The sequence below is a fragment of the Bradyrhizobium genosp. SA-4 str. CB756 genome (assembly GCF_000473125.1).
Taxonomy (GTDB): domain Bacteria; phylum Pseudomonadota; class Alphaproteobacteria; order Rhizobiales; family Xanthobacteraceae; genus Bradyrhizobium; species Bradyrhizobium arachidis.
In genome coordinates, this window is sequence record NZ_KI421499.1 from 3,809,350 (window position 1) to 3,829,707 (window position 20,358).

The following is a 20,358-nucleotide window of genomic DNA, read 5'->3' on the forward strand; positions in this document are numbered from 1 at the left end:
GCGTTCGTCGCGGGAGCACCCACCTTCACGAGGAGAATTGAGATGATCAAACGTTACGTCGTCGGCTCGCGCATGAGCCAGGCCGTCGCCGCCGGCGGCATGGTGCACATCGCAGGCCAGGTTGCCGATGACCGCAAGGCGGGCATCGTGTCGCAGACCCAGCAGGTGCTCGCCAAGATCGACGCGCTGCTGAAGGAGGCTGGCTCCGACCGCTCCAAGCTGATCGCGGTCAACGTCTTCCTGCCGCACATCATCGACTTCGACACCATGAACTCGGTCTACGACGCCTGGATCGATCCAGCCAATCCGCCGGCGCGCGCCTGTGTCGAAGCCCGCCTCGCCGATCCCGATTTGCGCGTCGAGATGACCGCGGTCGCACTGCTCTAAGCCCTTCTTCCAACCTTCGGCCGGCGCTGGCTTCGGCGCGGCCCCGAGGCAAGCCATGCATACCGGACTGTTTCACGACATCGACTTCGAGAAGGACCAGAAATGGTCGGGCCATCTCGGCATTCCCTTCTCGATCGACCGCTCTCCCTACTTCCAGCTCAAGATCCCGATCTTCCGGATCAAGAACGGTGCTGGACCAAAGCTGCTGTTGATGGCCGGCAATCACGGCGACGAGTATGAGGGCGAGATCACGCTGACGCGGCTGTATCGCCGGCTCGATGCGAACGCGATCAAGGGCGAGATCACCATTCTCCCCTTTGCCAATTTGCCCGCCGTGATGGCGGCGCGCCGCCGCTCGCCGCTCGACGAAGGCAATCTCAACCGGGCCTTCCCGGGCGATGCCGGGGGCACGCCGACATTCCGCCTCGCCCACTTCCTCGAGCACGAGCTGTTTCCGCGGCACGATGTCGTGTTCGACATCCATTCCGGCGGCACGTCCATGGCGCATGTGCCTTGCGCACTGATCGAGCGGCAGGGACCGCCGGAGATGTTCGGCCATGCGCTGCGGCTGATGGAAGGATTGGGCATGCCGTTCGCCTTCGTCGCCGAGAACGGCGCGGCAGCGCCGACCTCGATGGCGGCGGCCGCGCGCGCGGGCGCGATCGGACTGTCGGGCGAATTCGGCGGCGGCGGCACCGTCACGCCGCAGACCATGGCGCTCACCGCGCGCGCCGTCGACCGCCTGCTGCTCGCGCTCGGCCTCGTCCAGGCACCTGTGCTGGGGCCGCACGCGCCGGTCGAGCGCGCCACTGAACTGCTGGCCCTGCAGAGCCATGCCCAGGCGGTGTTCGCGATACGGCGCGGCTGGTTCGAGCCTGCGGTCATGGTCGGCGCGCGGGTGGCGGCCGGCGACATCGCCGGCTGGTATCATGACTTCGAGCGCCCGGAATTGCCCGAAGAGGTGCTGCGCTTCCCCGCCGACGGCATCGTGATCTCGCAGCGCCTGCACACCGATAGCCAGAGCGGCGACTGCCTGGTCCAGGTTGGCCGCGCGCTCGCGCGTGAGGAGGTGATGGCGCGGTGAGATATCGCCGCGGGCTCGCTGCACCTCTCCCGCTTGAGGTCGGATCGCGAAAGCGATCCGGGTGAGGGTTTCCTCCTCTTGGGGGTTCTCGCCCGCGGAGACACCCTCTCCCCAGCCCTCCCCCGCAAGCGGGAGAGGGAGTGCACCACCGTCGAGGTTGCAATGAACTCTGATCGCATCATGCTCTAACCTGACGTTGTTCTCTCCAGGGATTCGATGACCGATCCGGCAAAGCCAGGCTATGACGACGTGGTGCGCATTCCGGCGCCGCCCGGCCGCAGCAATGCGACCGGGCGGCCGCCGCGCATCGAGGAGGTCGCGGAGCGCGCCGGCGTCGCGCCGATCACGGTGTCGCGGGTGCTGCGCCACCCCGAAAAGGTCAATCGCGAGACCCGCGAGCGCATCCTGGAGGTGATCGAGGCCACCGGCTATGCCTCCAACCCGCATGCGCGCGCGCTACGGTCCGGCCGGTCGAACGTGGTCGTCGCCTTCGTCTCCAACATCCTCAGCCAGCAGTTCGGCCTTGCGGTGCGCAGCTTTGCCGCAACGCTGGAGCCGGAGGGTTTTGAGGTGCTGGTCGGCCAGACCTCCTACTCCTATGCCAAGGAGGTCGCGATGATCCAGTCGCTGCGCGGCATCCGCCCGGCAGCGGTGATGTTCACCGGCGTGATCGAGCTCGAGGAGAACCGCACAGCGCTGGCCGAGCTCGGCATTCCCGTGATCGAGACCTGGGCGTATCCGCGCGATCCCATCGACATGCTGGTCGGCCTGCCCAATGCCGATGCCGGCGCCATGGCGGCGCGCAGGCTGGCCGAGGCCGGCCATCGCCGCCTCGCCTTCATCGGCCGCAGCAGCGGCCGTGGCGCGCTGCGCCGTGACGGCTTTCGCATGGCGGCGGCACGGCTTGGCCTCGAGATCGTCCACGAGATCGGTGTCGGCGAGATCACGGGCCTCGTCGACGGCCGCGCCGCCTTCACCGCCCTGCTCGACCGTGGCGGCAAGGTCGATGCCGTGTTCTGCGCCAACGACCTTCTCGCGACCGGCGCGCTGATCGAGGCCCGCGCCCGCGGCCTGTCGGTGCCGCGCGATCTCGCCGTGCTCGGCTTCGGCGACAACGACGTCGCCGATCAGATCACGCCCGGCCTCACCACCATCTCGTTCGATGCGGCTGCGCTGGGGCGTATTGCGGGCGAACTGCTTCTGGCGCGGCTATCCGGCACGCCGTCAGCCGAGCAGCGGCTCGCGGTCGATCTGTTCCTGGTCGAGCGCGGCAGCGTCTGAGCGCGGGATTAAGCGACGCTCTTGAGATCCTGCTGGATCGCGGCGAGCAGGGATTGCAGCGCCTCGCTGTTCACGGGCTTCGCCACCGCGTCATCGGCCGGCAGATCGCTCACGACCTTGGGTGCCCTGACCGGACGTTTCGGGAATGGCGGCGGTGGCACCGGCATCGCAGGCTGGCTGAAATCGCCCTCCTCGCTATGCACGAACTTGCCGTGGATCACGTCGTCGTGGCGGCCCATCACGAACATGGCCACCCAATAGCCGGCAGCCAATAGGATTACGCAGAAAACACTGATCTCTAACATCGCTACACCTAAAATATGCGCGATGATTCAATGCCTTCGCCCTGGCGTCAATGAACCGACGGTCACACCTGCGGCTTTTGCGGGCAGGTGTGGCCGATTGGTGACTCTTTGTTAACCATTGATGTCCGGCATATGACGCCGGTGCAACAACTACAGCTTGTCGGGTCCGACCCGCACCAGCTGCTTGCCGAAATTGGCGCCCTTCAGGAGGCCAATGAAGGCGCCGGGGGCGCTCTCCAGGCCCTCGGTGACGAACTCCTTGTACTTGACCTTGCCGTCGCGAACCCACCCCGACATGTCGCGCAGGAAGTCGCCATGGCGGGAGGCGAAATCGGAGACGATGAAGCCGCGGAAGGTCAGCCGCTTGGTCAGCGTCGCGCGCATCATCGATGCCGCCCATTTCGGCGGCTTGGCCTCGGTGTCGTTGTAATGCGCGATCAGGCCGCAGACCGGCACGCGCGCGAACGGATTGAGCAGCGGGAACACCGCTTCGAACACCGCGCCGCCGACATTCTCGAAATAGACGTCGATGCCCTTCGGGCAGGCGAACTTCAGCTTGGCCGGAAAATCGGTCTCGCGATGATCGAGGCACTCGTCGAAGCCGAGCTCCTTCACCACGTAATCGCACTTGTCCTTGCCGCCGGCAATGCCGACCGCGCGTGCGCCCTTGATCTTGGCGATCTGCCCCACGGCCGAGCCGACCGCGCCCGAGGCGCCAGCAACGACGACGGTCTCGCCTTCTTGCGGCTTGCCGATGTCGAGCAGGCCGGTGTAGGCGGTCATGCCGGGCATGCCGAGCACGCCAATGGAGGTCGAGATCGGACCGAGCCTGGGATCGACCTTGATCAGGCCCTTGCCATTCGAGATCGCGTTCGTCTGCCAGCCGGTGCGTGCGCGGACGATGTCGCCCTTGGCGAAGTCCGGGTTGTTGGAGGCGACGACTTCGCTCACCGCCTCGCCTTCCATCACGCCGCCGACCGGCACCGGCGCGGCGTAGGACGGCCCCTCGCTCATGCGCCCGCGCATATAGGGATCGAGCGAGAGCCAGATCGTGCGCAGCAGGACTTCGCCGGCACCGGGCGTCGGCACTGCGAATTCCTCCAGACGAAAATCAGACGGTTTTGGTTCGCCAACGGGACGCGCGGCGAGAACGATGCGCTTGGCTTGGGACATGATGTTTCCTCCGGATTGTACTTCGGCGTGAACGGAAGCGGACGGAGTGAGGCGCGTCAATACAAAAGCGGTGGAGCCACACACACACACGCTGTCGTCGCCCGACTTGATCGGGCGACCCAGTATTCCAGCGGCAGTTGTGGTTGAGCCGAAAAGCCGCGGCGTACTAGATGCCCCGGTCAAGCCGGGGCATGACACCGTCGTTGAGGCAACCGCGCCGAAACTCACGCGCTCGCACACAGCTCTCGTGTCCCGGACGCGCGCCGGCACGCAGTGACGCTGCGCAGAGCCGGGACTCAGAAAGCGAAACGACGGATGCAGAGACACGGGCCCCGGCTCTGCAGCGCATCACCAAAGAGGTGCTGCGCTGCGTCCGGGGCACGAGAGCGAAGGCGGCTGGCGCCACCGTTCCCTAGAATTTTAAGCAGCGAATTAAGATCGTGATCAGCCCACCAGCCTAGGCTGTACCAGGGAGATCGCCTCGCCTTTGCCGTGCACAGCCGCCTCGGCAACGAGATCAACAGGCTAAAAGAAATTGGACAGGAAATGACATCGCTGAGGCAGCAGATCGGGCAGACGGGTCTCGCAGCCCCGAAGAGCACGGCGTGGCAAATCGCGTTGGTCATAGCCGGCTTGCCGATCATCTTCTTCGTGATCGGCCCCACGCTCCTTGCGTGGCTGTCAGGCAGGTCCACGGACCTTTTTACAACGGCGGGCGGTCTTGCAGCTCTGGTGCTCATCCTCCTGCCGACATGGATCGCGCTCTTTCTCAATCAGCGCCATGTCCTGCTGATCTGTTTGTCAAATCTCGTCTGCGTCTTGATCGGCGTCCTCGGCGCAGCCGACATGCCCGTTTTCAGCTGGATCGGTCTCGGCAGCGAAGCGTGGTGGTCAGTCCTGGGGTGGCAATTCGCACTCATCTGGTCGTTCATCAACAGCAACAGACCAGCCGCGGCGGAGCGCGATCCGTCCGCCCCGCCGGTCCCATCACTGACAACGATCAGCCCATGACCTTGGGTCGGCGTAACTAGCCGCCACCCGGATAGTTCGGCGCCTCGCGCGTGATGGTGACGTCGTGGACGTGGCTCTCGCGCAGGCCGGCACCGGTGATGCGGACGAACTGCGCCTTGTCGTGCAGCTCCTTCATGTCCTTGGCGCCGACATAGCCCATGGCGGCGCGGAGGCCACCGGCGAGCTGGTGCATGACGTTACCGACCGGCCCCTTGTAGGGCACCTGGCCCTCGATGCCCTCAGGCACGAGCTTGAGCGAATCCTTGATGTCCTGCTGGAAGTAGCGGTCGGCAGAGCCGCGCGCCATCGCGCCGACCGAGCCCATGCCGCGATAGGCCTTGTAGGAACGGCCCTGCCACAGGAACACTTCGCCCGGCGTCTCGTCGGTTCCGGCGAGCAGCGAGCCGACCATGGCGATGTCGGCACCGGCAGCGAGCGCCTTGGCGAGATCGCCGGAGAACTTGATGCCGCCGTCGGCGATGACGGGAATGTCGGCCTTCTTGGCCGCTTCCACCGCGTCCATGATCGCGGTGAGCTGCGGAACGCCGACGCCGGCGACGATACGCGTGGTGCAGATCGAGCCCGGACCGATGCCGACCTTGATGCAGTCCGCGCCGGAATCGATCAGCGCCTGCGCGCCGTCGGTGGTGGCGACGTTGCCGGCAACGACTTGCACCGAATTGGACAGGCGCTTGATGCGGTTCACCGCATGCAGCACGTGACGGGAATGGCCATGCGCGGTGTCGACCACGACGAGATCGACGCCGGCATCGATCAGCCGCTCGGTGCGCTCGAAGCCGGTGTCGCCGACGGTGGTGGCGGCGGCGACGCGCAGGCGCCCTTGCGCGTCCTTGCAGGCGAGCGGATGGGCGACCGCCTTCTCCATGTCCTTGACGGTGATCAGGCCGACGCAGCGATATTGCTCGTCGACCACCAGCAGCTTCTCGATGCGGTGCTTGTGCAGCATCCGCCGCGCTTCATCCTGGCTGACATTCTCGCGCACCGTGACGAGGTTCTCGTGCGTCATCAGCTCGGAGACTTTTTGCCGGCGGTCGGTGGCAAAGCGCACGTCGCGATTGGTGAGGATGCCGACCAGCTTGCCCGGCGTGGACTTGCCGGCGCCGGTGACGACGGGAATGCCGGAGATGCCGTGGTCGCTCATCAGCTTGAGCGCATCGTCGAGCGTGGCCTCGGGGCTGATGGTGAGCGGGTTCACCACCATGCCCGACTCGTAGCGCTTGACCTGCCGCACCTGGGCGGCCTGCCCTTCGGGATCGAAATTGCGGTGGATGACGCCGAGGCCGCCGGCCTGCGCCATGGCGATCGCCATGCGGGCTTCGGTGACGGTGTCCATGGCGGAGGCCATGATCGGGATGTTGAGCGGAATGGCGCGGGTGACGCGGGAGCGGATGTCGACCTCGCCCGGCATGACGTCGGACAGGCCCGGCTTCAACAGCACGTCGTCGAACGTAAAGGCTTCGCGGATGCCTTGAAGTTGCACCGTGGCCATCTGCCAACTCCTTCCTGCGGCCGTGCCGCAAATGCTTATGGATGAGCGCCACCCTCGGCGTACCTTGCGGCATCGCCGGAGAATCGGAGCCCATCGGTGGGGTTGACGCCGGTCGATAGCACGGCCGCGTGACGAATCAAAGCAATTCGGACCGGCGGCCAGCCATGCACAGGCTTTTTGAGTAAATTCGGCGTGGATAGGCTCGCCGGCGGGGCCCACCCACCGTTCTTCCGGCGCGCGACCTAGTCGCGAGCCCGGAATCCATCCCGCAGCGGTCCCTGCGGTCCGATGGATTCCGGGCTCGCGCCACGTGGCGCGCCCCGGAACGACGAAGGAGCGAGCACAGCATTTAGGTGCTATGCGTTGATCCGCAATGGTCGCCGCCGGGCGGCAGTGTTAAGCCGCAGTCCACCCTCTCTTCTGATTTTCATTACCAATCTGTCATGGTCGACAAGCAACGCGTCATCCCGCTGATCGTGGCCACTGCTCTCTTCATGGAGAACATGGACTCGACCGTCATCGCGACCTCGCTGCCGGCGATCGCGGCCGATATCGGCACCAGCCCCCTGACGCTCAAGCTCGCCATCACGTCCTACCTCTTGTCGCTGGCGGTGTTCATCCCGGCGAGCGGCTGGACCGCCGACCGGTTCGGCGCGCGCATGGTGTTCGCGATCGCGGTCGGCGTGTTCATGGTCGGCTCGATCGGCTGCGCGCTCTCGACCTCGGTCACCGATTTCGTGTTCGCGCGCATCCTCCAGGGCATGGGCGGGGCGATGATGACGCCGGTCGGGCGCCTCGTGCTGCTGCGCTCGGTCGACAAGAGCGCGCTCGTCAACGCCATGGCCTGGGTGACGATCCCTGCCCTCATCGGCCCCGTGATCGGGCCGCCGCTCGGCGGCTTCATCACCACTTATGCCTCGTGGCACTGGATCTTCCTGATCAACATCCCGATCGGGCTGCTCGGCATCTTCATGGCGCTGAAGTTCATCGATCCCATCAAGAGCGAGACGCAGGAGCCGTTCGATCTCTACGGCATGGTGCTTGCCGGCATCGGCCTTGCCGGCATCGCGTTCGGCCTCTCCGTCGCCGGGCTCAACCTGCTGCCCTGGAGCACGGTGGCGGCGCTGATCGTCGGCGGCGCGATCTCGATGACCCTCTACGTCATCCACGCCCGGCGGACGGGATCCCCGGTGCTCGACTTCTCGCTGCTGAAGCTGCCGACGCTGCGGGCGGCCATTTTCGGCGGCTTCATGTTCCGGCTCGGCATCGGCGCGCTGCCCTTCCTGCTCCCGCTCTTGATGCAGATCGGTTTTGGCCTGTCGCCGTTCCATTCCGGCCTCGTCACTTTCGCCTCCTCGTTGGGGGCGATGGGCATGAAGACGCTGGCGGGCCGCATCATCCGCGCCTTCGGCTTCCGCAACCTGATGACGGCGAACGCGATCATCAGCGCGTTCTTCCTCGGCGTCTGCGCGCTGTTCACCGTAACGACGCCGCTCCTGATCATCATGGTGATCCTGGTGGTCGGCGGCTTCTTCCGCTCGCTGGAGTTCACCGCGATCAACACGGTCGCCTATGCCGACGTCGAGACCGCGCAGATGAGCCGGGCCACCACGCTCGTCAGCGTCAACCAGCAGCTCGCGGTCTCCGCCGGCGTCGCCGTCGGCGCCGCCAGCGTGGAGACGACGATGTGGCTCAGCCATGTCAGCGAGATCAACGCCACCGTGTTCGCGCCCGCCTTCGTCGTGGTGGCGCTGACCTCGGCGGCCTCGAGCTGGTTCTTCTGGCAGATGCCGGCCGATGCCGGCCACGAGATCTCCGGCCGCAAGGCCACCGAGATCGCGAGCCGCAAGGGTGCGGGCAAGGGCGCGGCCAAGGCTGCCGTCAAGGCCGCGACCGAGGATACCCAGGACGTGCGCGACCAGCGGCTGGGGTGAGCAACGCGCCAACGAGAAGAGCGATGGCCCAAGGGCCATCGCTCTCTTGATCGTCCACGACCCTCTCGGGTCGCTCGAAGCGCGTCAGTTCAGCGTGATGCGATAGAGCGCGACGCCCAATCCCAACGGCTTCGCTGGCGAGCCTGCGGTCGAGCTGTGGAGCTGAAGCTCGCCGTTGACCGCGGTCGCGGTATAGTCCTCGATCAGCTGCAGGCTCGGATCCGGTGCGCCGCTGGTATTGCCGGAGTGAGCGTTGGCGTAGTCGATGAAGTTCTTGAGGTTGCTCGTGGTCGCATCGACCTGGTAGCGCTGGACCCTCACCGGCCCGCTGTAGCCAACCGTCTTGAAGATGTTCGAGACGGAAATGGAGAAGTTCTCCGCCGTGCCGGTTCGGGTGTTGGCGTCGTTGTTGAAGACCAGATACGGGTCGAAATTGTAGACCATGACATTGGTCGAGCTCTGGTCGCTGGTGACGAACGCATTGAGGTGCGACCCCGAGGTCGGCGTCACCGTGACCTGATTGCGCAGCCCCGTCATCAGATTGTACATCTTGAACACGTTGGTGTGCGGCTTCGGCAGGAAGGTGTAGGAAGTTCCGCTGCCATAAGTGTGCAGCAGGCTGGCCGTGCCGAGGGCCGAAGGAGCGGCCGGCCCGCCATAGACGAGCCGATCCTCGACCGTGAGGAAGGATCCCATCGTCACGCCCTGGGCCAGCGCCTCCGGCAGGAACGCGGCAACCCATGCTGCTCCCTTGTGCGACCAGTTGACGTCGCCGTTCGAGCAGCTCGACGGTCCCCATTCCGACAGGAAGAGCGGCACGTTCTGCATGTTATAGGCATTCAGCTTGGCCCTGTAGGCATTGGTCATCTGCTCGAACAGGGCGAACGGCTGCGTGACGTCATCGCAGGCGTGCTCGACCGTGTTGGTGCGGAGGGTTTCGACCGAGCCGTAGTAATGGAACGAGAAGTGATTGAGCGGCATGTTGAACTTCGCGCCGTACGGCAGAGCGGACGGATTGAAAACCTGCTCGATGAACTGCTCTTCCAGCGAGGGGCCCGTTCCCTGCGGTCTCACAATCAGATTCCAGCCGGCCATTGCAGGGCCCGCGATCTCGATGGTCTTGCCGTTATAGGCACTGTTCTGGCCAAGCTCGGCGTTCACCGCGGTGATCGCATCGGCGAAGATCTTCTGCACGGGCAGAAGATTGCGGCCCAGACGGCGCGCGTCGCCATTGTTGGGAAATCCCAATTGCGGATTGTCCTCGTCGGTGATCGCGTAGGCCTGTGACGTCGAGCTGAAGCTGTACGTTGCCGGGTTCATCCACCACAGCCAGCGTTTCCAGGGGCCAAGATCCGGAGGAGCACACGTCGAGCCGTTGCACACCGGGTAGTCAGCCGCGATGTCGATCTCGTTGCTGACCTCGAAGACTGCCGTTTGCGCGACGCCCGTGAACGCCCTGGTCGCGATGTAGCGGACGAGTGCCTTGGCGTAATCCTTGTAATGATCAATGATTTTCGGGCTGTTGGCGTTGTTCGGATCGATGCGCCGGTCGCCCCACGTCTCCGGCTCGCCGTACTGAATAAAGCTTATCGGCATGTGCGAGGCGACCGCCATGTGGGGTGAAAGATTGGCCTTGAGCAGCCAGTCGAGCTGCCACGCCAGCGGGAAGCAGTCGCCCGCGCTAAAGGTGGGAGGGGTGGCGGCGTCGTTGCCGCCGAAATTTCCCTGGGCGTCGATGTCGCAATATTCATCGGTCAGCAGCAGGCGGGCCCGCTTCGTGCCGATGCCCGCGAGCAGCGGCAGCATCTGATCGATGAGCGTATCGGGGTAACCGCTCACGGACCCCGGCGCGTTGCCGCTCTGGAAGATGTTCTTGAGGGTCGGCAGCACGTTGCCGCCGCCTTGCGGAAGCGTCGAAGCCGCGTCGATCGAGATGGTCGCGTCCGCCGCGGCGATCTGAATCTGACCCAGACTCAGCGCTGTCGCGGCAAGAGCCGCGAGAACAAGACGACGATGCTGCCGGCCCGCTGGACGGCCCGGATTGTTCAGGATGTGCATGCTATTCCCCAGAAACAGGATTGCCCGCTTAGATTGCGGCAAACAGCATCATCACCCTCGATCGCTACAGGATTATGATAACATAACATATGTAATGATATTCGCGGGTAAGGCTTGCGAGATGCGCATCGTCGCAGTCAGCGAAGCGCACTCCGACCGGCAAAGACGCTGCAGAAACGGGACGGATTTCCGAAAATTCCAGGCCAAACAACAATACTGGCTGCGCCAAATATCATATCGAACGCAAGCTGCATCAAACTGTCGTATTTCGCGTGATAGACGGTGCCCGTCGGGACGAATTGGGGATGTTGCGCGTGAACAGGCTGTCCAGGGACATCATCAAATCGACCTTCCTGAGGGTGCACCGGGTGGCGCTGAGCGGCGGCCTTGTCGTGCTGCCGAACCATTACTACACGCCGATCGCCGACGTACGCGAGCTGGAGCGGACGAAGGACAAATGGGCGAAGCGGTCTCCGATGACCGGAATCGACTCCGACATCGCGCGGCAGGCCTCGCGCCTGCGGGAGATCGTCAAGCCGTTCGAGCCCGAATACCGCGGCAACAGCACCTACCAGGAAGGCGCGGCCAGGGGCTTCGGGCCGGGCTTCGGCTATGTCGAGGCGCAAGCGCTGCACGGCGTGCTGCGCTGGCTCAAGCCCAAGCGCGTGATCGAGGTCGGGTCAGGCGTGTCGACACATTGCGCGACGAAGGCGCTGGCGATGAACGCGGCGGAGGGGCATCCCGGCAAACATACCTGCATCGAACCGTATCCGAGCGATTATCTGAAGAGCTCGCCCGAGATCGAGCTGGTGGCCAGCAAGGTAGAGGAGCTCGACCCCGCCACGTTCGATCAGCTCGGGGACGGCGATTTCCTGTTCATCGATACATCGCATGTGGTCCGGCCGGTGGGCGACGTTGCTCATCTCTATCTCGAGGTGATTCCGCGCATCAAGCCGGGTTGCGTGATCCATATTCACGACATCTATTTCCCCTACTCGTTTCAGCGCGATCTCCTGAACGCGCTGTTCCAGGGCGCCGAGACAACCGTGCTCCAGGCGCTGCTGACCAACAACGACCGGCTGGAGATCCTATTCTGCCTCAGCATGCTGCACTACGACGCGCAGGACGTGCTGAAGGAGGTCTTCCCGGAATATGTACCGATCCCCGACGTCAACGGCTTGAACGTGCCCAATACGACGGGACATTTTCCGTCGTCGATCTATCTGCGCGTGCGCGGGTAACCGGTGCCGCGCCGGCGCCGGCCATGGCCGGCGTGCTGGCGCGTTGTAGACGCGCCCCGACGATCGGGCTCGCGCAGGCTGTCAGGCATGCGCGGCCAGTTGGGACTGATTGGCCGCATCCTGAGCCGCGGTGATGAGCGTGCCGCCGTGGCCGTCGGACGTCAGCACGAAGCTCGTGGCAGCGTATTGACCCAGCAACGTCAACGACGCGATATGCGGGCCATCGGAGACGGTGAGATGGCCGCCGCTGTTGCTGGCATTCGCTGAATAGCCAAGCGTCGTGCCCCCGCTGCTGAAGGCGATGTCGGAAAGGTCGATGCGGTCGCCGCCGCCAAATCCCGTGATCGATCCGGCGAACCCATCGGAATTGTCGAGCTGAAGCGTCGCGCCGCCCGGCGCGAAGGCGAGCTTGGCGGTGGAAGCGGAGGGGATATCGAGCGTCGTGCCTGCTGCGATCGTGGTCACCGGCTGATTGGCGGCGTAGACTTGCACCTTCTCGCCATTCACATCACTCCACGCGATCGCGAACCCGCCATCCTGCGACGCGACAAGCTGGGGATGAACCTGATCCTGGGTCGCCTGCACGTTGATCGCGACTTCGCTGCCGACAGGAGACTGCTGATACGCGTCGAACAGCTGCGCCTTGACGACGGTTCCACCGGTGCTGCTGGCGCCCTGCCACATGATGGCGAAATTGCCGTCAGCCAGCGCGGTTACCTTCGGCTGGGATTCAACAAACGCGTCGATGGGAACGATCATCGCATCGATACGAATCTGATATCCGATCTTGGTTCCGCCGGCATCGAATTGCTGTGCCATGATCACGTCCGTGACCGCCGCACCGTTGTAGCGCTCCTCTTCCCACGTGACGACGAATCCGCCCGTAGATAATACGGCCACGTTCGGGTTGCTCGTGAACGCGTACCCGATCGTCGAATTGACCGCGATTTCCGCGCCGATCTTGTTGCCCTGTGCATCGAATATCTGGGCCACGAAACCCGGTCGTTTGACCTCCTCAGGGGGTGTTCCGACAGGATTGATCTGAAGAGTGAGCTGATTCCAGACGGCAACGAAGCTACCATCTGCAAACCGGGCCAGGGCCGGCGAACTCCCGCCACTCTTGTCCAGGACGGCATCGACCTGGTTGCCGATCATCGTCCCGTTCGTATCGAACGTCTGCGACCTCAAGATCGCATCTCCGTTCAGCGTATCACGATGAACCCACGTTACGACGAGACTGCCGTCGGCCAGAGCTGCCACGGAAGGCGTTGGGAGCTGAACTTGAAGGCCCGGATAGCCGAGATTGAATCCCAGTTGGCCTGATTCAGTTTCGACGTGAAATGGCGCTCCCGCCGGAAAGCCGTTCGGAGCGAAAAGCTGGATTTCGACGCCGGCGTATGGAACGCCCAAGCCAGGGTAAGAAGCCGCCCACGCCACCGCGAATCCTCCATTCGCCAATGCCGTAACGGAAGGATGCGCTCCCGGAGCGGCGAGCAACGGGAATGGCATTTGCGCGACGGTTTCCGCGCCAACCTTCGTACCGTCTGGGGCAAGGATCTGGGCATGAACCGTCGATCCATCCAGCCAGGCGATCGCGAAATTGCCGCCGGTCAATTCGGCCACGGCCGCGCCGTTGACGCTCGCGGCTTGAAGTTCTGGTCCGGCGGTCAGTACGGCCGGAGCAACCGGCCCAACCTGAATCCCGGAGAACAAGACCGCGAAGATGCCGGAGAAGTCAGGCCCTCTGCCCATTCCATCGACAATGACGGAGCCGTTCTGGTCACCACGCACGAAGGACAGGCCGCTCACCGGCAGATCGGTGGCACCGACCGTGTAGCTGAACACCATTTTGGTGGGATCGCCGAGCGCCGCGGTTGCGGCCGCGTCATAGACCACGATGCCGCCGTCGTTGAGCGTGAACGTCAGTCCGTCGCCGGTGACCGTCACGGCGCGGCTCATGGTCACCGTGAAGACCACGGTGTCGCCCACGTGCTCCACGCCATTTGAAGGCGAGGCGACAACGGAAGTCACCGTCGTCGGCGGCGTCTCGACCTGGATCCCGGCGAACGAGGCCGTGAACATGCCCGAAAAATCGGGGCCCCTGCCCATTCCATCGACGATGACAGTGCCGTTCTGGTCGCCACGCACGAACGAAAGGCCATAGACCGGCAGATCGGCCGCGCCGACCGTGTAGTTGAACACCATCTTGGCGGGATCGCCGAGCGCCGCGGTTGCAGCCGCGTCATAGACCGCGACCCCGCCATCGTTGAGCGTAAATGTCAGTGTTTGGCCTGTGACCGTCACGGCGCGACTCATGGTCACCGTGAATGTCATGGTGTCGCCCACATGTTCTACGCCGTCTGTCGGCGAGGCCACGACGGAGGTCACCGTCGTCGGTGGCGTCGCGACCTGGATGCCCGCGAACGAGGCCGCGAACACGCCGGACAAGTCAGGGCCAACTCCAGCCGCATCGACGATCTGCGAGCCGTTCTGGTCGCCGCGCACGAAGGACAAACCGTTCACCGGCAGATCGGATGCGCCAACCGTGTAGCTGAACACCAGCTTGGCCGGATCGCCGAGCGCCGCCGTCGCGGCTGCGTCATAGATTGCGACGCCGCTATCATTGAGCGTCAATGTCGGCGTGCCACCTGTGATGATCACCGCGCGGTTCATCGTGATCGTGAAGGCTATGGTGTCGCCGGGATGTACCAAACCGTACGCCTGCGACGCGGTGACGGAAACGACTCTGGTCGGTCCGGTGTTGATCAATACCGATAGCGAGTTGGTAGCGGAGTTGGGCACCACCAGGTCAGGCCGACCATCGCCGTTCAAGTCGGCCGCCACAACAGGCTGGTTACCCTGCCCGACCGCATAAGTCCCTCCCGGGCCGAAGGTGCCATCGCCATTGCCCAGTTGGACGGAAACGTAGCTCTGGCCATAAACTGAGGACGCAGCGTCCGGCCGGCCGTCACCATTCAAGTCCAGCAGCACTTGAGAGTCGGGGAAATTGATCGGCGCCGGGTGTATGCCGCCCGGCCCGTCAACGAGGTGTGTCGCTACAGTGAAGGTGCCGTCGCCATTGCCGAGGAACAGCATGTTGCCGCCGCCGACATCAGGGCGGCCGTCTCCATTCACATCGCCTATCGTAACGTAGGGATTGACATATGGTGTTGTGTAGTCGTGCTGCGCCTGGAACGTACCATCTCCGTTGCCGAGCACGATCGATACCGTATAGCTCCACTGCCCAGCCGCGAGGTCGGGCCGACCGTCTCCATTCAGATCTCCAACCGCCAGCGAAAGCACTCCGGCATCGCCCTGGTACTGGTTTAAGATTGTTCGCGGCGCTCCAAAGCTGCCATCGCCGTTATTCAGCATGAGCGTGACGCCGTAGAACTGGTTCAATTCCACCACATCGGACCGGCCGTCTCCGTTCAAGTCGGCCAGCACAATGGAAGTCGATGCTCCTGGCGACGCGTAACTTATCGGCGACCGAAATGTGCCATCGCCATTGCCGATCAGGACAACCGTCCCACCATTTAGTCCGCCTTCCACGATATCGAGCCGGCCGTCGCCGTTGACATCGCCGATGGCGACGGCGTTCGGAGCATTTCCGGCCGCGTAGGCCGTCTGAGCCTGGAACGTACCGTCACCATTGCCGAGCAACACCGAAACGGTGTTTGACCCTCTGTTCGCGCTCACGAGGTCCGGCCGGCCGTCACCGTTCACGTCGCCGATCGCAACGGATTGGGGCGACGTCCCGGTCGCGTAGCTCGTCTGTGTGCCGAAGGTGGGCGGCGATGTAGCCATCACAAGGTCTCCCCGGATTGATCGGACTCACCGAGTATCCATTCCACTTGTGGTTGCTTACGCTTTGGCCTTACCACCGGATCACGGCGGCGGGATCATCGCGTTGCATCGCTACAGAATTATGATATTATTAACATAACATGAGGTGAGACGGGCGGCACTGACGCTCGCAAAGCGTCTCGGCCGCTACTCTCCGCCCGCCCCACGAAATCCCGTCGCGAGCACGTAGCGCTCCGAGGAATCCTGCCGGCTCGCCGCCGGCTTCACGTGACGCACCGTCGCAAAGTCGCGCTTGAGCTGGGCGAGCAGATCGGCGTCGGCGCCGCTCTGGAAGGTTTTTGCCAGGAACGTGCCACCGGGCTTGAGCACGTCGCAGGCGAAGGCAGCCGCCGTCTCGACGAGGCCGACGATGCGGAGCTGGTCGGTCTTGCGATGGCCGGTGGTGTTGGCGGCCATGTCGGACATCACGATATCGGCGCCGCCGCCAAGCATCGCGGTGAGCTTGTCGGGTGCGTCATTGTCCATGAAATCGAGCTGGGCGAAGTCGACGCCGACGATCTCCGGCATCTCCAGCAGGTCGATGGCGACCACCTTGCCCTTGCCCTCCGCGGAGCCGACGCGCTTGGCGGCGATCTGGCTCCAGCCGCCGGGCGCGGCGCCGAGATCGACCACGGCCATGCCTGATTTCAGCAGGCGGAACTTGTCGTCGATCTCGAGCAGCTTGAACGCGGCGCGCGAGCGATAGCCTGCCGCCTTGGCCTTCGCGACATAGGGATCGTTGAGCTGCCGCTCCAGCCACAGCTTGGACGACAATTTGCGCTTGCCGCCGGTCTTGACCTGGACGTGCAAGCGGCCGGTGGTGTCTTTCGCCATCTCACCAGCTCCGAATCGCGCCGTCCTCGCGCATCATCTCGACCAGCATGCCCTCGCGCAGGCCCCGGTCGGCGACGCGCAGGCGCGGCAGCGGGAAAGCGCGCCTGATCGCATCGAGGATGGCGCAGCCGGCCAGCACGAGATCGGCGCGCTCGACGCTGATGCAGCTGTTGTTGGCGCGCTCCTCGTAGCTCATGCCGAGCAGCTTGTTGATGGTCGCGGTGATGTCGGCATCGTTCATCCAGATACTGTCGATGCGGCGGCGATCGTAGCGCGGCAGGTTGAGATGAATGCCGGCGAGCGTCGTCACCGTGCCCGAGGTGCCGAGCAGATGCATATCCGTGAGGTCGCGGCCGTGCTGCTCCGCGAACGGCGCGACGTGCTGCGCGACCTCGTGCTCCATCGCGGCGTAGATCTCCGGCGTCACGTCGCGGCCGCCGAATTGTTCGGCCAGCGTGACCACGCCGTACGGGATCGACATCCAGGCTTTGATGCGCGGTTCCGGATTTTGCGGATCGCGCTCGATCCGCACCAGCTCAGTCGAGCCGCCGCCGATATCGAACAGGATCGCGCCCCTGCCCCTGGGATCGACCAGCGGCGAGCAGCCGAGCACGGCGAGCGCCGCCTCGGTCTCGCGGTCGATCACCTCGAGCTCAATGCCGGTCTCGGCCGCGACGCGGCTGCGGAACCCTTCCGCGTTCGAGGCGGCGCGACAGGCTTCGGTCGCGATCAGCCGCAGCCGCCGCGCCTTGCGCAGATTGATCTTGTCGCGGCAGATGCTGAGCGCGGCAATGGCACGCTCGATCGCGGCCTCGCTGATGCACCCGGTCGCCGAGACCCCCTCGCCGAGCCGGATGATGCGCGAGAAGGAATCGACCACGCGAAAGCCGTCCTGGGTCGGACAGGCGATCAGCAGCCTGCAATTGTTGGTGCCGAGGTCCAGCGCCGCGTAGACGCCGGTTCCGGCGGCCTGCGCGGGGACGGCAGGCTCGGTGGCCAACGCCACCGCCGCCATCGACCCCTCCAGCTCACCGTGCGGCACAAGGCCGTCGCGGAGCCGCGTGTGGTCATTCATACAAACTGTCTTTCCACGACCACATGGGCCGATCCGGAATTGCTTTTTCGCCTGAAACATTAGCAGCGCGGCCGGCCTGCGCAACATCGCATCACATAGGACCATGCCCATTCGTGCGTTGTCGTGAACGGGCCCGTGGGTTATCTGAAAGGGGGTCCGGCCCCCTCCAGGCGCCCCGCGAAATCGCGCAAATGCCGGCTTTTCAGGTCATTTCCATGCAAGAACACACCAAATCCTCCACGCTCGAAAACGCTATTGCACTGCAAAAATACGGCGTCGGGCAGCCGGTCCGCCGCAAGGAAGACGACACGCTGGTGCGCGGCAAGGGTCGCTATACCGACGATTTCAACCTGCCCGGCCAGGCCTATGCCGTGATCGTCCGCTCGACCCATGCCCATGGCGTCATCCGCGGCATCGGCATCGACGCCGCCAAGGCGATGCCGGGCGTGCTCGGGGTGTGGGCCGGAACCGACCTCGATGCCGCCGGCTATGGCCCCTTCACGTGCGGCCTGCCGCTGAAGAGCCGCGACGGCTCGCCCCTGCTCCAGACCAACCGCCAGCCGCTGGCGACCGACAAGGTCCGCTTCGTCGGCGATCCCGTCGCCTTCGTGGTGGCGGACACGCTGGCCCAGGCGCGCGATGCCGCCGAGGCAGTCGAGCTCGATATCGAGCCGCTGCCCGCTGTGACCGATCCCGAGGAAGCGGCCCAGCCCGGCGCGCCGCAGCTTTACGACCACATCCCGAACAACGTCGCGCTCGACTACCACTATGGCGACATGGACAAGGTCAATGCCGCCTTCGCCAGCGCCGCCCATGTCACCAGGATCGACATCGAGAACACCCGCGTCGCCGTCGTCTCGATGGAGCCGCGCGTGGGGCTCGCCTCCTACGACAAGACAACCGAGCGCTACACCATCCAGATGCCGACGCAGGGCGTTGCCGGCAACCGCGCCAACCTCGCCAAGAACCTGAAGGTGCCGAACGAGAAGGTGCGCATCCTCACCGCCAATGTCGGCGGCTCCTTCGGCATGAAGAACGTCAACTACCCCGAATACATGTGCATCCTGTACGCGGCGAAGGCGCTCGGCCGCCCGGTGAAGTGGCTGGACGAGCGCTCGACCAGCTTCCTCTCGGACAGCCACGGCCGCGCGCAGAAGATCCACGCCGAGCTCGCGCTCGATGCCGAGGGCCATTTCCTCGCGGCAAAGCTGTCCGGCTACGGCAATCTGGGCGCCTACATCACCGGCGTTGCGCCGGGGCCGCTCTCACTCAACACCGGCAAGAATTTTTCAAGCGTCTACCGCACGCCGCTGATGGGCATCGACATCAAGACGGTCTTGACCAACACCACGCTGATGGGCGCCTATCGCGGCGCCGGCCGGCCCGAGGCGAACTATTACATGGAGCGGCTCATCGACCGCGCCGCCGACGAGATGGGCATCAACCGCCTGACGATGCGCAAGCGCAACTTCATCAAGCCGAACCAGATGCCCTTCCCCGCCTCCTCCGGCGTCACCTATGACAGCGGCGACTTCCAGGCCGTGTTCAACAAGGCGCTCGAAATCTCCGACCACGAGAATTTCGCCAAGCGCAAGAAGGAGAGCAAGAAGGCCGGCAAGCTGCGCGGCATCGCGGTCGGCTCCTATCTCGAGGTCACGGCGCCGCCGAGCGTCGAGCTCGGCAAGATCGTGTTCGATCCTGACGGCACCGTGCAGCTGATCACCGGCACGCTCGATTACGGCCAGGGCCATGCCACACCGTTCGCGCAGGTGCTGTGCGACCAGCTCGGGGTGCCCTTTGAGAACGTCAAGCTGGTGCAGGGCGACAGCGACATCGTCCACACCGGCAACGGCACCGGCGGATCGCGCTCGATCACCGCAAGCGGCATGGCGATCGTGGGCGCCGCCAAGCTCGTCATCGAAAAGGGCAAGCGCGCCGCTGCGCACATGCTGGAAGCGTCCGAAGCCGACATCGAATTCGAAGGCGGCAGTTTCACCATCGCCGGCACCGACCGCAGCATCGACATCATGGAGCTCGCCAGGAAGCTGCATGACGGCAAGGTGCCGGAGGGTGTGCCTGACAGTCTCGACGTCGACCACACCAGCGAGCCGGTGCCGTCGGCCTTCCCGAACGGCTGCCACGTCGCTGAAGTCGAGGTCGATCCGGACACCGGGGTGGTGCAGATCGTGCGCTACAGCGCGGTCAACGATTTCGGCACGGTGATCAACCCGTTGCTGGTCGCGGGCCAGCTCCACGGCGGCGTGGTCCAGGGCATCGGCCAGGCGCTGATGGAGCACATCCGCTACGACGAGAGCGGCCAGCCGATCACGGGCTCGCTGATGGACTACGCCCTGCCCCGCGCCGAGGACGTGCCGAACATGACGGTCGGCGATCACCCTGTGCCCGCCACGACCAATCCGCTCGGCAGCAAGGGCTGCGGCGAAGCCGGCTGCGCCGGCAGCCTGTCGACGGTGGTGAACGCGGTGCTCGATGCGCTCTCCGACCACGGCATCAAGCACATCGACATGCCGCTGACCCCGGAGCGCGTGTGGCGCGCGATCCAGGATGCGAAAGGCAAGGCGGCCTAGGCGAGTTCCGCGCTCCTGATAACGCCGGCGG

At 64.7% G+C, this 20,358-nt stretch carries 14 protein-coding genes; 7 read left to right on the forward strand and 7 right to left on the reverse strand.

What is annotated here, in order from left to right; all coding sequences use genetic code 11:
* Positions 1 to 42: 42 nt before the first annotated feature.
* The 3 genes from BRAGE_RS0118875 to BRAGE_RS0118890 all read left to right on the forward strand — a co-directional run bounded on the left by BRAGE_RS0118875 (position 43) and on the right by BRAGE_RS0118890 (position 2,752).
* Positions 43 to 387 carry a RidA family protein gene (locus BRAGE_RS0118875; protein ID WP_027557462.1) on the forward strand — a complete coding sequence of 115 codons (345 nt, stop codon included), beginning with the start codon at positions 43 to 45 and terminating at the stop codon, positions 385 to 387.
* 55 nt (positions 388 to 442) lie between these two features.
* On the forward strand, positions 443 to 1,471 hold the full coding sequence (locus BRAGE_RS0118880; RefSeq protein WP_027557461.1) for a succinylglutamate desuccinylase/aspartoacylase family protein: 1,029 nt from the start codon (positions 443 to 445) through the stop codon (positions 1,469 to 1,471).
* A 216-nt stretch (positions 1,472 to 1,687) separates the two neighbouring features.
* Positions 1,688 to 2,752, forward strand: coding sequence for a LacI family DNA-binding transcriptional regulator (locus BRAGE_RS0118890; RefSeq protein ID WP_027557460.1), 1,065 nt, complete (start codon positions 1,688 to 1,690; stop codon positions 2,750 to 2,752).
* Positions 2,753 to 2,760: 8 nt separating this feature from the next.
* On the opposite strand, the gene BRAGE_RS0118895 is transcribed toward BRAGE_RS0118890, so the two are convergent.
* Positions 2,761 to 3,057: a hypothetical protein gene (locus BRAGE_RS0118895; protein WP_027557459.1), complete on the reverse strand. Its 297-nt coding sequence runs from the start codon at positions 3,055 to 3,057 to the stop codon at positions 2,761 to 2,763.
* A gap of 150 nt (positions 3,058 to 3,207) precedes the next feature.
* Positions 3,208 to 4,230 (reverse strand): NADP-dependent oxidoreductase, encoded by a 1,023-nt coding sequence (locus tag BRAGE_RS0118900; RefSeq protein WP_027557458.1) that lies wholly within the window; start codon positions 4,228 to 4,230, stop codon positions 3,208 to 3,210.
* A gap of 492 nt (positions 4,231 to 4,722) precedes the next feature.
* Here BRAGE_RS0118900 and BRAGE_RS0118905 point away from each other — a divergent pair, with 492 nt between their 5' ends.
* The gene (locus tag BRAGE_RS0118905) at positions 4,723 to 5,241 is read left to right on the forward strand and encodes a hypothetical protein (RefSeq protein WP_027557457.1); all 519 of its coding nucleotides are present in this window, start codon (positions 4,723 to 4,725) and stop codon (positions 5,239 to 5,241) included.
* A 16-nt stretch (positions 5,242 to 5,257) separates the two neighbouring features.
* Here the strand turns inward: BRAGE_RS0118905 and guaB are convergent, their stop codons facing one another.
* Positions 5,258 to 6,751 carry an IMP dehydrogenase gene (guaB, locus tag BRAGE_RS0118910; RefSeq protein ID WP_027557456.1) on the reverse strand — a complete coding sequence of 498 codons (1,494 nt, stop codon included), beginning with the start codon at positions 6,749 to 6,751 and terminating at the stop codon, positions 5,258 to 5,260.
* A gap of 443 nt (positions 6,752 to 7,194) precedes the next feature.
* Here guaB and BRAGE_RS0118915 point away from each other — a divergent pair, with 443 nt between their 5' ends.
* The gene (locus tag BRAGE_RS0118915) at positions 7,195 to 8,685 is read left to right on the forward strand and encodes an MFS transporter (RefSeq protein ID WP_027557455.1); all 1,491 of its coding nucleotides are present in this window, start codon (positions 7,195 to 7,197) and stop codon (positions 8,683 to 8,685) included.
* Between the two features lie 84 nt (positions 8,686 to 8,769).
* On the opposite strand, the gene BRAGE_RS0118920 is transcribed toward BRAGE_RS0118915, so the two are convergent.
* Positions 8,770 to 10,743, reverse strand: coding sequence for a hypothetical protein (locus BRAGE_RS0118920; RefSeq protein WP_027557454.1), 1,974 nt, complete (start codon positions 10,741 to 10,743; stop codon positions 8,770 to 8,772).
* 314 nt (positions 10,744 to 11,057) lie between these two features.
* Here BRAGE_RS0118920 and BRAGE_RS0118925 point away from each other — a divergent pair, with 314 nt between their 5' ends.
* Complete coding sequence (locus tag BRAGE_RS0118925) at positions 11,058 to 11,984, forward strand: class I SAM-dependent methyltransferase (protein WP_159073913.1); 927 nt, start codon at positions 11,058 to 11,060, stop codon at positions 11,982 to 11,984.
* An 81-nt stretch (positions 11,985 to 12,065) separates the two neighbouring features.
* On the opposite strand, the gene BRAGE_RS51690 is transcribed toward BRAGE_RS0118925, so the two are convergent.
* The 3 genes from BRAGE_RS51690 to BRAGE_RS0118940 all read right to left on the reverse strand — a co-directional run bounded on the left by BRAGE_RS51690 (position 12,066) and on the right by BRAGE_RS0118940 (position 17,739).
* The gene (locus tag BRAGE_RS51690) at positions 12,066 to 15,791 is read right to left on the reverse strand and encodes an FG-GAP repeat domain-containing protein (protein WP_051377938.1); all 3,726 of its coding nucleotides are present in this window, start codon (positions 15,789 to 15,791) and stop codon (positions 12,066 to 12,068) included.
* A 186-nt stretch (positions 15,792 to 15,977) separates the two neighbouring features.
* Entirely contained in the window at positions 15,978 to 16,664 is a 687-nt protein-coding gene (locus tag BRAGE_RS0118935) for an RlmE family RNA methyltransferase (protein WP_027557452.1), read from the reverse strand.
* A 1-nt stretch (position 16,665) separates the two neighbouring features.
* The gene (locus BRAGE_RS0118940; protein WP_027557451.1) at positions 16,666 to 17,739 is read right to left on the reverse strand and encodes a Ppx/GppA phosphatase family protein; all 1,074 of its coding nucleotides are present in this window, start codon (positions 17,737 to 17,739) and stop codon (positions 16,666 to 16,668) included.
* 215 nt (positions 17,740 to 17,954) lie between these two features.
* On the opposite strand from BRAGE_RS0118940, the gene BRAGE_RS0118945 reads away from it, so the two are divergent.
* Positions 17,955 to 20,327 (forward strand): xanthine dehydrogenase family protein molybdopterin-binding subunit, encoded by a 2,373-nt coding sequence (locus tag BRAGE_RS0118945; protein ID WP_027557450.1) that lies wholly within the window; start codon positions 17,955 to 17,957, stop codon positions 20,325 to 20,327.
* Positions 20,328 to 20,358: the final 31 nt, after the last annotated feature.

What these genes read in the sequence shown, in the direction of transcription:
- BRAGE_RS51690 (WP_051377938.1), bottom strand. Translation starts at nt 15,791, where the DNA reads ATGGCTACATCGCCGCCCACCTTCGGCACACAGACGAGCTACGCGACC.
- BRAGE_RS0118940 (WP_027557451.1), bottom strand. Translation starts at nt 17,739, where the DNA reads ATGAATGACCACACGCGGCTCCGCGACGGCCTTGTGCCGCACGGTGAG.
- BRAGE_RS0118945 (WP_027557450.1), top strand. Translation starts at nt 17,955, where the DNA reads ATGCAAGAACACACCAAATCCTCCACGCTCGAAAACGCTATTGCACTG.
- BRAGE_RS0118900 (WP_027557458.1), bottom strand. Translation starts at nt 4,230, where the DNA reads ATGTCCCAAGCCAAGCGCATCGTTCTCGCCGCGCGTCCCGTTGGCGAA.
- BRAGE_RS0118875 (WP_027557462.1), top strand. Translation starts at nt 43, where the DNA reads ATGATCAAACGTTACGTCGTCGGCTCGCGCATGAGCCAGGCCGTCGCC.
- guaB (WP_027557456.1), bottom strand. Translation starts at nt 6,751, where the DNA reads ATGGCCACGGTGCAACTTCAAGGCATCCGCGAAGCCTTTACGTTCGAC.
- BRAGE_RS0118895 (WP_027557459.1), bottom strand. Translation starts at nt 3,057, where the DNA reads ATGTTAGAGATCAGTGTTTTCTGCGTAATCCTATTGGCTGCCGGCTAT.
- BRAGE_RS0118935 (WP_027557452.1), bottom strand. Translation starts at nt 16,664, where the DNA reads ATGGCGAAAGACACCACCGGCCGCTTGCACGTCCAGGTCAAGACCGGC.
- BRAGE_RS0118880 (WP_027557461.1), top strand. Translation starts at nt 443, where the DNA reads ATGCATACCGGACTGTTTCACGACATCGACTTCGAGAAGGACCAGAAA.
- BRAGE_RS0118920 (WP_027557454.1), bottom strand. Translation starts at nt 10,743, where the DNA reads ATGCACATCCTGAACAATCCGGGCCGTCCAGCGGGCCGGCAGCATCGT.
- BRAGE_RS0118890 (WP_027557460.1), top strand. Translation starts at nt 1,688, where the DNA reads ATGACCGATCCGGCAAAGCCAGGCTATGACGACGTGGTGCGCATTCCG.
- BRAGE_RS0118915 (WP_027557455.1), top strand. Translation starts at nt 7,195, where the DNA reads ATGGTCGACAAGCAACGCGTCATCCCGCTGATCGTGGCCACTGCTCTC.